This is a genomic window from Streptococcus sp. 32226D021BW, from assembly GCF_053545015.1.
Window position 1 is genome coordinate 1 of the sequence record NZ_JBPPVC010000022.1, and the last position, 13,204, is coordinate 13,204.

The 13,204-nt window shown below is 42.3% G+C and carries 9 protein-coding genes; 2 read left to right on the top strand and 7 right to left on the bottom strand.

Features of this window, described 5'->3' with window-relative positions; genetic code table 11:
- Nucleotides 1-113: 113 nt before the first annotated feature.
- Complete coding sequence (locus ACEE44_RS09950) at nucleotides 114-506, top strand: hypothetical protein (protein WP_449172123.1); 393 nt, start codon at nucleotides 114-116, stop codon at nucleotides 504-506.
- A gap of 477 nt (nucleotides 507-983) precedes the next feature.
- Here ACEE44_RS09950 and ACEE44_RS09955 read toward each other — a convergent pair whose 3' ends face one another.
- The 3 genes from ACEE44_RS09955 to ACEE44_RS09965 all read right to left on the bottom strand — a co-directional run bounded on the left by ACEE44_RS09955 (nucleotide 984) and on the right by ACEE44_RS09965 (nucleotide 4,805).
- Entirely contained in the window at nucleotides 984-1,700 is a 717-nt protein-coding gene (locus ACEE44_RS09955; RefSeq protein WP_449172124.1) for a YebC/PmpR family DNA-binding transcriptional regulator, read from the bottom strand.
- 108 nt (nucleotides 1,701-1,808) lie between these two features.
- Nucleotides 1,809-3,977 (bottom strand): PTS transporter subunit IIBC, encoded by a 2,169-nt coding sequence (locus tag ACEE44_RS09960; protein ID WP_449172125.1) that lies wholly within the window; start codon nucleotides 3,975-3,977, stop codon nucleotides 1,809-1,811.
- 36 nt (nucleotides 3,978-4,013) lie between these two features.
- Nucleotides 4,014-4,805: an endonuclease/exonuclease/phosphatase family protein gene (locus ACEE44_RS09965; protein ID WP_449172126.1), complete on the bottom strand. Its 792-nt coding sequence runs from the start codon at nucleotides 4,803-4,805 to the stop codon at nucleotides 4,014-4,016.
- Between the two features lie 196 nt (nucleotides 4,806-5,001).
- Here ACEE44_RS09965 and ACEE44_RS09970 point away from each other — a divergent pair, with 196 nt between their 5' ends.
- Nucleotides 5,002-5,709 (top strand): UTRA domain-containing protein, encoded by a 708-nt coding sequence (locus tag ACEE44_RS09970; RefSeq protein WP_105144489.1) that lies wholly within the window; start codon nucleotides 5,002-5,004, stop codon nucleotides 5,707-5,709.
- A gap of 204 nt (nucleotides 5,710-5,913) precedes the next feature.
- Here the strand turns inward: ACEE44_RS09970 and glgP are convergent, their stop codons facing one another.
- The 4 genes from glgP to ACEE44_RS09990 all read right to left on the bottom strand — a co-directional run bounded on the left by glgP (nucleotide 5,914) and on the right by ACEE44_RS09990 (nucleotide 13,068).
- Nucleotides 5,914-8,178, bottom strand: a complete 2,265-nt coding sequence (gene glgP / locus ACEE44_RS09975) for a glycogen/starch/alpha-glucan family phosphorylase (RefSeq protein ID WP_449172127.1) — start codon at nucleotides 8,176-8,178, stop codon at nucleotides 5,914-5,916.
- The gene (malQ, locus tag ACEE44_RS09980) at nucleotides 8,171-9,679 is read right to left on the bottom strand and encodes a 4-alpha-glucanotransferase (RefSeq protein ID WP_105111174.1); all 1,509 of its coding nucleotides are present in this window, start codon (nucleotides 9,677-9,679) and stop codon (nucleotides 8,171-8,173) included. Before malQ ends, glgP begins: the two co-directional genes overlap by 8 nt.
- Nucleotides 9,680-9,881: 202 nt before the next feature.
- On the bottom strand, nucleotides 9,882-11,981 hold the full coding sequence (locus ACEE44_RS09985; protein WP_449172128.1) for an ATP-dependent Clp protease ATP-binding subunit: 2,100 nt from the start codon (nucleotides 11,979-11,981) through the stop codon (nucleotides 9,882-9,884).
- A gap of 676 nt (nucleotides 11,982-12,657) precedes the next feature.
- Nucleotides 12,658-13,068, bottom strand: a complete 411-nt coding sequence (locus tag ACEE44_RS09990; protein WP_449172129.1) for a peptide deformylase — start codon at nucleotides 13,066-13,068, stop codon at nucleotides 12,658-12,660.
- Nucleotides 13,069-13,204: the final 136 nt, after the last annotated feature.

Here is a 13,204-nt window from a genome sequence, read left to right on the forward strand (position 1 = left end):
TTTTTTACGAAAATCTAATGAATATGCCATAAGTACATTATACCATAAATGTACTATTTTTGTTTCATTTTACTATACCTTGCTTAAGTGCTTGTCATTCTGTCACTTCAGAAGTGAATAAAGAAATGCAAAACGAGCTAACAGCAGCTTCCATCGAAACAGAAAAAGCTCTAAAAACAGACGAAAGTCTGGCTAAGATTGAGAACTTTCAGCAAATTGTCGAAATCACGACATCCAAAGGAGAATTCTCTCTTGAATCTCCTTTCTCTGGCAAAATCTATTTAATGGCAACAAAAGAAAATCTCGAGAAACTCTCAAAAGAAGAGTTTACTCTAAACGAACATAGTTTCTCAACTATCGATGCTGGTGGTAGCAATGATTTTAATATTCGCTATAAAAAACAAACTTACTTCACTGTTCAAAGCTTATCCGTACAAAATCTGGAACAATTCGAGTACAGCAAATCATCTTCCACTTCCGCTATTCTTGTCTTCTATCCAAACTAGCAAAAATTCCTCGATTCAGGCTACAACCGTTCACTGAATAAGCCTCGCTTTTATATTTTTGGCTCGGGTTAAAACAGTCACTTGCCTGACTATTTTAATCCAATCCCCTGGACTTTTAGATACAAAGAAAAACAGCTGCCGCTGGCTCTCATTTCCAACCTTTTAATAAAAATGACTGTCCCCCGGTCTTTTGAGTATAAAGAAAACTGCCTGCCGGCAGTTCCAATCTCCAACCTTCTAGGACGTCCCACGTACAACGAGATCGTCTACCGACGATTTCTATTTCCAACCTTTTAGTATAAAAAAAGTGCTAGTAGATTTCTCGATAAAAAGAAAACCAGCTACTAGTTCTCATTTCCAACCATCTAATAAAAATGACTGTCCCCCGGACTTTTGGGTATAAAGAAAACTGCCTGCCGGCAGTTCCAATCTCCAGCCTTCTAATAAAATTGGCAGTCCACTGGACTGCCAATTTTATTAGAACCCATCTACATTCGTGTAGATTTTTTGGACGTCTTCGTCGTCTTCGAGGGCATCGTAGAGTTTTTCAAATGTTGCGAGGTCATCGCCTTCAAGTGATACTTCTGATTGTGGGATCATTTCAAGTTCAGTGACGTTGAACTCTTGGATTCCTGATTCTTTAAGTGCCACGATTGCCTTGTGCAAATCAGTTGGAGCTGTATAGACAGTGATTGTTCCTTCTTCTACTTCTACGTCATCAACTTCCACATCTGCTTCAAGGAGCAATTCGAAGATGGCATCTGCATCATCACCAGCAAAGACAACCACACCTTTTTTATCAAACATGAATGATACGGAACCAGATGCACCCATGTTACCGCCATTTTTACCAAAGGCAGAGCGAACATTGGCTGCGGTACGGTTTACGTTTGATGTCAAGGTATCAACGATAATCATAGAACCATTTGGTCCAAAGCCTTCGTAACGACCTTCCACGAAGGTTTCGTCTGTATTTCCTTTTGCCTTGTCAATGGCCTTGTCAATGATGTGTTTTGGAACCTGCGCTTGCTTAGCACGGTCGATAACAAATTTCAGCGCTGAGTTTGTTTCTGGATCTGGGTCACCCTTTTTCGCTGCTACATAGATTTCAACACCAAATTTGGCGTAAACTTTTGAGTTAGCACCGTCTTTTGCGGTTTTCTTGGCTACAATATTGGCCCATTTACGTCCCATGGGGAACCTCCTACATTTTATAAAATCGCTTTATTATACCATAAATGGCAAGGATTGAGAAGATTTTTAAAAGCAAAAGACAAGCTCACATGAACTTGTCTTTTTATCTTACAACTCAACTGTCGCAACTTGGCTATCTTGACTGACTTGTCCAAGATTTTCAAAGCTGACAGATTTGATTTCTGCTGTGTTTGTGAAGGCAACAACGATGGTTGTTTCACGTCCTGCTGAGCGAATAGCTTCAAGATCTGCAACAAGGAGCAAATCCCCTGCTTCAACACGTTGACCATCTGTTACCTTAGTTGAGAATGGAGCACCGTTTAGTGCAACTGTGTCTAAACCAACGTGAACTAAAACTTCTACACCCTTGTCAGACAAAATACCGACAGCGTGCTTGGTTGGGAAGACACTGGTGACAATACCTGAAACTGGTGCGTAAACATTGCCGGAGCTAGGCTCAACTGCATAGCCGTCACCCATCATTTTTTGTGAGAAGACCGGATCTTTCACTTCTGTGATGGCAATGGCTTGACCTTCAGCAACAGCATAAACTGCCTCGGTCACACCCTTGAATTGTGCTTCCTCAACTACTGTTTCACTTGCAACAATTTCCGTACGAGGAATAGCTACGCCAGATTCTAGTAAGTCTTGAATGTCTGATTTGAGAACATCTGCTTTTGGTCCATAGACTGCTTGAACACCCGAGTCCTTGATAATCAAGCCCATAGCACCAGCCTGTTTCCAAGCATTTTCATCTCCAACCTGAGCCACATCTTTGACGCTGACACGTAGACGAGTCATACAAGCATCCACATCTGCGATATTATCACGACCACCAAGCAAGTTGATGATTTGTACCACTTGTGAATTAGCATCTGCAGTATCTACGTTTGAGTTTGAAACCACATCTGTTGTTTCTGTATCATAGTTACCATTGCGTCCAGCTGTTGCTAGGTTGAATTTTTGAATCATGAAGTTGGCAATGAAGTACATTGCAACTGCAAAGAGGGCTGTTACCCAGATAAAGTTGAAAGCATCCATACCGATACCAGCTTTAATCGCCATCGGTGTACGTGTAAGGAATTCGATATTACCAAATGAGTGCATACGCAAATTGACAATATCCGCCATAGCAAAAGCAGCACCTTGTACAAAAGCATAAACGACATAGAGTGGCATTGCTGCAAACATGAACATAAACTCAATTGGTTCTGTTACACCTGTCAAGAAGACGGCTGCAGCAGATGAAAGGAACATACCACGATATTTTTTCTTCTTATCCTCATCAACATTGCGGTACATAGCAAGGGTCAAGCCCATGAGAATACCAGAGGAACCAATCATTTGACCTACTTTAAAGCGAGCAGGAGTTACATTAGCAAGCAAGTCATTGTACTGAGCCATATCGCCAGCGTCTTTGAGGTTGATCAAGTCTGTAATCCAAGCCAACCAGAGCGGATCTTGTCCAAATACTTGTGTACCTGCTTGTGCACCTGTCAAGATGTCATAGGTACCACCAAGCGATGTGTAGTTCATTGGAATGGTCAACATGTGGTGAAGACCAAATGGAAGAAGCAAACGTTCCAAGGTACCATAAACGAATGGAGCTACAATAGGAGCTGTGTCTTGTGATGTTGCAATCCATTTACCAAAACTGTTAATACCAGTTTGTACAAGAGGCCAGAAGATTGCCAAACCAAGCGCTACAAGAACTGAGCGATAGATAACCACAAATGGTACGAAGCGTTTGCCGTTAAAGAAGGTCAATACATCTGGCAACTTGCGATAGTTGTAGTATTTGTTGTAAGCAGTCGCCCCAACAAAACCAGCAATGATACCAACGAAGACACCCATGTTCAAAGCAGGCTGACCAAGGATATTGACAAAGTAGCCAGATACTGGAATTTCTGTCCCAAAGACTGTGCTAACAGTCGCAGTCGCATCTGCCAACATATCGGTAGTTACACCAAAGAAGTGACCTGTTATCAAGTTAATCAAGATGAAGGCAAGACCAGCAGAGAATGCGCCGCCAGCTTTCTCTTTAGCCCAGCTACCACCGATTGCCAAGGCAAAGAGCAAGTGAAGGTTTCCGATAATCCCCCAACCAATTTGGGCAATGATATTCCCAATACGAATGAGCAATTCTGATTCAGGACTGATTAGTGGAATCGAGTTTCCGATAGAAACCATGAGACCTGCCGCCGGCATAACGGCGATCACGACCATCAAACATTTACCGAATTTTTGCCAAAATTCAAAACTAAGAAATTTTTTCATGTGTTTCTCCTAAATTTTTTCTTGGTCAGTTGACCTTTAAATACTAATGTTAACTTCCACACCAAAGTGGTCTGAAATAATGGGAAAATTATCTCCATTGAAAATCACACGACTGGATTGAACCTGTCTTTTCTGATTTAAGAACACATAGTCCAGACGTTTTTCCTGACTATGACCTGCCCACCCATCAATGGCTTTTTCAACGGTGATTCCTCTATCCTTTTTCTCAGCCAAATCATAACTATCATATAAACCTAAGTCCTTGATTGCTTGATAGGCTTGTGGATTTGACAGGGCATCCGTATTGAAATCTCCCATTAGAATTTTCAAACGTCCCGAACTTGTCCGTTCCACAATCGAGCGAATATTCTCCAACTGATTTTCTTCTTTACTGTCAGGAAGATTGATATGACAAGAATAAATGTCAATCAATTCCTTCTCATACAAGACCGTCAAACCGATGATTTTTCTAGATAAGATTGATGTCAGGTCTTGGTTCTGACTACAGTAGAAGGCATCTACTTCATAGATAGGTAGTTTAGTCAAGAAGGCAATTCCTTCATCGTATCTATCGTAACCAATATGGGAATTGGACCAAAAATAGGAATAGTCTGCTACTCCCAGCTCTTTGAGTTTGTCAAGCAGGACCAAGCCATAATTATCTTGTCGCAACTCCCTGGTCACCAAGGGACTTGTCATCAGCTGATTGACTTCCTGAAGAGCGATCACATCGTATTGCTTTTGGGCAATGGTCTGAGCCAAAATATCCAATTTTTCATGCTGGTCCTCTTCTAGCCAGGCATGAACATTGACTGTTAGTAAATTCATATCTCTCCTTTCTATTTGCTTGCGTAAAAGCTTTTCAACTTGTAGCCTTATTATAACGTAAACGTTTTCACTTGTCAACGCTTTTACGTAATAATTTTAATTGTTTTCCGTAAAAGCTTGTCTGGACTTAGAATGCTGACCTTTGGCATTTTTTATGATATACTAGCGATAAATAGCAAGCTAGGAAGTTACCCAAATGAGTAAATACAAAAAAGTCTATACTGACATCAAGGAAAAAATTGAACAAAATATCTGGCAGGCCAATCAAGAGTTGCCTACAGAGAATGAACTGATGGAGATTTATTCCTATTCCAAGGACACCATCCGCAAGGCCCTATCTCTATTGGAAATGGACGGCTATATCCAAAAACGTCAAGGGAGAAATTCCATTATTTTGGACCATAACCTCGTTAGAAAACCATTTGTGTCCGAATTGAAAACCGTTAGTGAACTCAACCGCTCTGCCCATCATCAAGTCCAGACCGAATTGACCAACCTCTATATTGTCCAAGGTCAGCCAGAAGTCATGAAGGAATTGGAAGTGGATGAAAAAACGGATCTCTACCGTGTCAGCCGCGTTCGGACTATCGACGGTGAGCGATTAGAGTATGAGATTTCCTACTTTGATCGCAGAATTGTCCCCTATCTCAGCAAGGAAATCGCTGAAAGTTCTATCTATCACTATTTAGAAGAAGACCTGGGCTTAGGAATCTCCCATTCCCGTCGGGAAATCTCCTTCCGCTTTGCGACAGAAGAAGAAAAAAGCCTGCTAGACCTGGCTGGCTACGACATGGTGGTTTCCGTCACTAGCACCACCTATCTGGCAGACGGTCGTCCCTTCCAGTACGGCACCATTACCTACCGACCAGACAAGGTCACCTTTGTATCTATGGCCAAACGGTAAAAACTAAATATACCAAAAAAGAGGCTGGGAAAAAATCCCCAACCTCGCTTCTCAGAGTTCGTGTCAACATCTCAGCGCAGTGGTTGATTGGCAGATTTGTTCGTGTTTTACACTCCAAATCTGACCTAATCAACTGTGCGGGGGCGGGAAGACGAACTCTTTTTTTGACCAGTCGAGTTCTTTCCCGCTCCCTTTTGTTTTGGATTAGTTGCTGTGCCAGATGTCTTCGTTGTACTGCTCGATTGTACGGTCAGATGAGAAGAATCCTGCTTTGGCGATGTTGTGAACAACTTTCTTGTTCCAAGATTCTTGGTCTTCGTAATCTGCAAAGACTTGCTCCTTGACTTCAATGTACTCAGCCAAGTCAATCAAGGTCATGAACCAGTCTTTAGAGATCAATTCATGGTGCAAGCGACCTAGACGTTCTTCATTACCAAGTGCAAGCACTTCGTCGCTGACGATAAAGTCAACTGCACGTTTGATGTTGGCATCACCATTGTAGTAGTCTGCAGAAACATAACCAGCCTTGTCGTACAAGTCGATAATAGTATCTGAATCTTTACCAAATGTATAGATATTGTCCATGCCAGCCAACTCTGCAATCTCAACGTTTGCACCGTCCATAGTACCAAGCGTCAACGCACCGTTGAGCATAAATTTCATGTTACCAGTACCTGATGCTTCTTTAGAAGCCAATGAGATTTGCTCAGAGATGTCTGTCGCAGGGATGAGTTTTTCTGCAACCGTTACGTTGTAGTTTTCCACCAAGTGAACGTTGAGGTACTTGCTGACTTCTGGGTCATTGTTGATCAACTCAGACAAGCAGAGGATCAAATGAATGATGTCTTGGGCAATCACGTAAGCTGGAGCTGCCTTACCACCGAAGATAACGGTGATTTTACGTTTTGGCAAGTTGCCGTTCTTGATTTCAAGATACTTGTGGATGACATACAAGGCATTCATTTGTTGGCGTTTGTACTCGTGGAAACGTTTGATTTGTGTATCGATGATAGAGTTTTCATCCAATTCGATACCCTTGTTATCTTTCAAATAACGTTTGAGAGCCAATTTGTTCTTGTGCTTGATTTCAGCCAATTTAGCATGAACTTCCTTGTCATCTGCAAAGGCAAGCAATTTCTCAAGCTTAGTCGCATCTGTCAAGTATTCATCGCCAATCAATTCCTTGATGTAGTCTGCAAGATCTTGGTTAGCAAATTCCAACCAACGACGGAAAGTGATACCGTTTGTCTTGTTATTGAATTTTTCTGGGTAAAGCTCGTAGAAGCCTTTCAACTCAGAGTTTTTCAAGATTTCAGTGTGAAGAGCCGCAACCCCGTTGACAGAGTTTGAGAAGTGGATATCCATGTGAGCCATGTGCACACGACCAGACTCATCGATGATATGAAGGGCAACATCTGGAACATCTTGTGCGACAAGGGCATCCAACTCTTTAATAATACCAACTAGGTGTGGGACTACTTCTTCAAGGAACTCAAGTGGCCATTTTTCAAGCGCTTCCGCTAAGATAGTGTGGTTTGTGTAACCAGTCATATTCTTAACAATCGCAACAGCTTCCGCAAATTCAATACCATGTTTTTCAGTCAAAAGACGAATCAACTCAGGAATCACCATTGATGGGTGAGTATCGTTGATTTGCACATAAGCGTAGTCTGCCAAGTCATGTAAGTTTGACCCACGCTCAATCGCTTCATCAATCAAGAGTTGTGCGGCGTTTGATACCATGAAATATTGTTGGTAGATACGAAGCAATTCACCATTCTTGTCTGAATCATCTGGATACAAGAAGAGGGTCAAGTTTTCTTGAATAGCCGTCTTGTCAAACGTAATGCCATTTTCAATCAAGCCATAGTTGACAGACTGGATATCAAACAAGTTGAGGTAGTTCTTAGTATCTTTCTTGTAACCAAGAATATCCAAACGGTCCAATTTAGATGTCAATGTAAAGTTTTTAAACGGTACATCGTAGCTGATATTCGTTGGAATCAACCAAGAGTCATTTTCAATCCAGAAGTTTGGCTCTGCATCTTGTTGGTTGTCCTTAAAGACTTGCTTGAAGAGACCGCAGTGGTAGTTAAGCCCTACACCCTCACCATTGATACCAAGTGTTGACATAGAATCTACAAAGCAAGATGCCAAACGGCCAAGTCCACCGTTACCAAGTGATGGTTCTGGTTCAACGTCTTCAACCTGTGCCAAGGACTTGCCAGCTGCTGCTAATTCTGCCTGAATGTCTTTGTAGACACCCAAGTTGATCAGGTTGTTTGACAAGAGTTTACCAATAAGGAACTCTGCTGAGATATAGTAAACCTTGCGTTTACCTGTGTTTTTTGGCATATCTGCCGCTGATAGTTTGACATAGTTGAGCAACTGAAGATAGATTTCTTCGTTGGTCATGTCGGCTAATTTCTTATTGGCTTTGCTTTCTGCAAATGTAGTAAAGTTATTCATGATTTTTATTTCCTCGTTGATATAGTGTAGTCATTTTGACTAAGAAGTCTATGCGGTCCTGGGTTAAATCTTCGGCTTTCATCCGCCATTCCCAGTTGCCTCCAACAGTTGAAGGCATGTTCATACGGCTGTCTTCACCCAAGTCCAGAACATCTTGCATGGTCGCAATAGCTGTATCGCTAACAGTTGCAAACAGTGTTCGAAGCATGGCTTGAGTAACTGGCTCAATCGGTTTTCTGTTGGTATAGGCATCTACAAATTCCTGTTGTTCAGGCTCTAGATTGTTATACCAGCCATTAACCACCTCATTATCATGGGTACCTGTATAGGCGATTGAGTTTGGCACACAACGGTGTGGGATGTCGATGCTCTGCCCTGTCACATCAAAGAAGCCAAATTCTAAGATTTTCATACCTGGGTAGCCGCAGTCTGCCAGCAACTTGCGTGCCTTAGCATCGATATTTCCAAGGTCCTCTGCAATAATCGGCAGGTCCCCTAGGGCTTCTTTAACTGCCTTGAAAAGATTGTAGCCTGGGCCTGGCTCCCATGTGCCAACCTTGGCAACTTTAGCATCTCCAGCTACCTGCCAGTAGTCAGAAAAGCCTTTGAAGTGGTCAATTCTCAAGACATCGTAGATCTTGAAGCTCTCGTGAATACGGTAAATCCACCAGTTGTAGCCAGTCTTTTCATGTTGCTCCCAATCATAAAGTGGGTTACCCCAGAGCTGACCGTCCGCAGAGAAGTTATCTGCTGGTACGCCTGCCACATAAAGTGGCTTGCGTTCGCTATCAAGCTTGAAGAGCTGTGGCTTGGTCCAAACTTCCACACTATCTGCCGATACGTAAATGGGCATATCTCCAATAATCTTGATGTGGTTCTTGTTAGCGTAGTCCTTCAACTGCTTCCACTGGCTAAAGAAGAAGTATTGAGTAACTTTGAAGTAGTCGATTTGATCTGCTAACTCTAAACGATACTTGGCCAAGGCTTCTTCATTTCGAGCAACCACTTTCTTGTCATCCCATTCTTGTAGGGCCTTGTTGCCAAAATGTTCTTTAATTGCCATGAACTCTGCATAGTCATTTAGCCATGATGAATTAGCTTTTTCAAACTCTTGAAAGGCTACTTTACGCTTGTCATCAGTCAAGAAATTTTTAACAGCTCTTTCCAAGATTGGACGACGTGCTTCGTAAATCAAAGCGTAGTCCACTTTTTCTGGATTGTCCCCAAAGTTCACATCTTGGTAATCAAAGTTGGCCAATAAATCTTCTTCTGCCAATAAATCAAAATCAATTAGGTGGGTATTTCCAGCGATGGCTGAAAATGATTGGTAGGGAGAATCCCCATAACTGGTCGTTGTGAGAGGAAGAAGCTGCCAGTAGGTCTGCTTGGTTTCAACCAAGAAATCAACAAAATCATAGGCAGGCTTTCCAAAAGTACCGATACCAAACTTACCTGGAAGTGAGGTAATATGCATTAAAATTCCACTGGTACGATTCGCCATAAAACGTTTTCCTTTCTTTCAAGTACAATGATAGTTTAACGCAAACGTTTGCACTTGTCAAGGAATTATACAAGATTTTTAAAAACTTTTCCGTAAAACTGCTCGAAAGCTGTCAATATAGGATTTCTAGGGTACTTGTAAGCGAGAATAAAAAAGAAAATCCGAGAATTTCTTCCCAGACTTTCTACATTATCTTATAATTTTATGAAAAGGTTTGCTCGCTGATTTGAATCTCATTTTCAGCTACATCAGCCAGCAAGTTTGTCACATCTAGATTTTCCAGATAGTAATCTGTCACCTTGTCACGAATTTGGCTTTCGATGACCCGACGGAGTGGGCGAGCTCCCATAGCCTTATCATAGCCTTCTTCCATCAACAACTCTTTTGCTGCATCAGTCACTTCAAGGGTAATCCCTTTTTTAGCTAGGGTTTGATTAACCTGTGCTAACATCAAGTCAACAATAGCTTTTAGATCTTCCTTGTCCAGTTGTTTAAATTCTATAACTGCGTTGAAACGATTAAGGAATTCCGGACGGAAGAACGGTGCGATGCGGTCCATGATGTCTTGATTCTCTTCACCATTTTCCGAACCATAGCCAAAACCAGCATTTGAAGTCGCGATGACAAGGGTATTTTTGAAGTTGACTTGGTTGCCCTGTCCATCTGTCAAATGACCATCATCTAGCACTTGCAAGAGAAGGGTAATAACTTGTGGATCAGCTTTTTCAATCTCATCCAAGAGGACAATGGAGTAAGGATTGCGGCGGACACGCTCGGTAAGAGTATGGGAATTGTCGTCGTAGCCCACATAACCTGCCGTGGTCCCAATCAGCTTGGAAACGGCTGTCCTATCGCTGTATTCAGACATGTCCAAACGAATAATGGCATCCTTGTTACCAAATAAGTCTAGAGCCAGTTGCTTAGCCAACTCGGTCTTACCGACACCAGTTGGACCGACAAAGAGGAAGGAGCCGATTGGACGGTTACCGTCATCAAAGCCTGCACGATTGCGGCGAATGGCACGGGATACAGCCTCCACCGCATCATCTTGACCGATAACCTTGGCTGCCAGACGATTTTTCAATTCCTTGAGTCGTTCAATGTCAGAAGCTCCCATTTGTGAAACTGGAATTCCTGTCATGCGCTCAACTGACTGAGCCACATCATTGACGGTCGCCACTACTTTCTGTTGCTCCGTATGATTTTCAATCTGTTTTTGTAGCTTATCAATACGGACCTTTTCATTCAAGGCTTTTTCATAATCCTCTTTCTCAGCTGCTTCCAACTGCAACTGTTTTGCCTCAGCCATTTCTGCTTCTAAGGTCTGAATATCTGTCACAGGATGTTGTGCAGCCAAGTGAGCAGCGGTCACATCGACCAGATCAATAGCCTTATCAGGCAAGCTACGTTGTGGAATATATTGGACGGAATAATCAACCGCAGCTCTCAAGACCTCATCTGGCAATTCAATATTGTGGTGGGCTTCATAAAGCGGCTTAATCCCTTTCAAAATCTGGTAGGTGTCTTCTGCGGACGGAGCATGAACCTTGACTTCATTGAAACGACGAGCCAGAGCGGCGTTCTTGTGAATGGTATTGCGGTATTCGTCCTGTGTAGTGGCACCGATAACAGTTAACTCTCCACGGGATAAAGCTGGTTTGAGAATATCCGCTAAACCCTTGGAACCTGAGTCTCCGCCAGTGCTACCAGCTCCCAAAATCTGATGAATTTCATCAAAGAAGAGAATGATATTTCCAGCTTTTTTGACTTCATCCACAAGATTTTGCACATTTTCCTCAAAAGCTCCACGATACTGAGTCCCAGCTTCCAAGCCTGAAATGTCGATGGAGATGATTTCCTTGTTCTTAATGGCTGCTGGTACATCACCATTGACAATGGCTTGAGCCAAACCTTCCACTACCGCAGTTTTACCAACACCCGCATCACCGACCAAAACAGGATTGTTCTTGGTACGGCGAGCCAGAATTTCAGATGTTTCTTGAATTTCCTTGTTTCGTCCAATGACTGGATCCAACTTGCCTTCACGCGCATCTTGGGTCAAATTGCGGCCCAGTTTTGCCAGAATTCCGTCTGACTTTATCTGACCTTTAGCCTGAGTTTGAGCCACTTCTTCTGTCTGCGGCAGGCGACCAGTCTGACGGTAAATGGCAAATTCCTCCGGTGTCACTTCACGCCCATTGATAGAATAACGGCGACGTTCTGTGCTGTAACCTCCCATGTTGCCCATGAGTTGATTGAAAATATCGTCCATATTGTTAAAGTTATTGAAATTGTTGTTCATAGTTTTTACCTCGTTTAAGTTTTATTTTTTTACTTTTACTGACCTTTGTTTTAAAAAAATTGATATAGTCTTTTAGTTTGCTTTTAGTACTAGCTCTAAAGGTTTGGGGAACCTTTGGAGCTGGGAAATAGAGCGAACAAAGTTCGCATCAAAAGCTGCAGGTAGCTTCAATAGTCCAGCGGACTATTAAAGCTTGGAAATCGCACTTACCATAGTAAGTAACATCCGTAAGGTACGGCAAAGCGAGTTCAAATAATGATGAGATTATTTGAAGTTGGAGATAAGGAAACGAAGTTTCCTCATTCGCCGCAGTAATAAAAGATAAACTAAATGACGCTAATAGGGTATAATCCTTTCTTTCATCCCAACCTCCTCAGAAGTTTGTCTTTTACTGACCAATAGTTTCAAGAGTAAGTCAAACCGTTCTCGTTTGACCTAAGCTGACCTTTTGTTCAAAGAATTCGTAAGGCCCTTTACCTTACGAATCTTATTTTACACCATTGGTCAGTAAAAGTCAATAGTTTTGTTTGACCTTTTTTGACTTTTTTATAGTCGAATGAATTAGCTTTCAGACAAGGAACTGAGGCGCAGGCTATACTAAAGTATGGCAAGGCGAAAGTGACGATGTATCAAAGTTAATTCAAATGACTATAAAAAAATCTACCTGACGGTAGATTTAGATGATAATCCCTTCCAAATGATCCAGTTCATGCTGAACAATCTGGGCTTGGAAGTCTGTCAGCTTTAGGCTGGTCTTTTTCCATGAAGCATCAAAAAACTCCACTTCAATCTCCTGATAGCGAGTGGTCGGACGGGTACCTTCGAGCGATAGACAGCCCTCCTCGGTCTGATAAGGCTTGGCCTTGCTGATGAGGACGGGATTGTACATGACCAGGTTGGTGAAACCCATGTTCACGATGATAATCCGCTTTTTGACGCCAATCATATTGGCCGCCATGCCCACGCAGGAGTGAGCGTTGGCTGACAAAGTATCCTGCAAATCCTGACCGACCTGCACGTCTAGCGGAGTCGCAGGCTCAGACTTTTGTTGCAGGAAGAAAATATCTTTCATAATAGGTTGAATCATGGGAGTGGCTCCTTACTCATAAACTACATCTAGTATACCAAAAAAAAAGCCTAGTTTCGACTATGTACTGACCCCCAAAAGTTGGACAAATAATTATTGAAAGGATTTAGTTCTGTATTGGACAGGACTAAGTCCT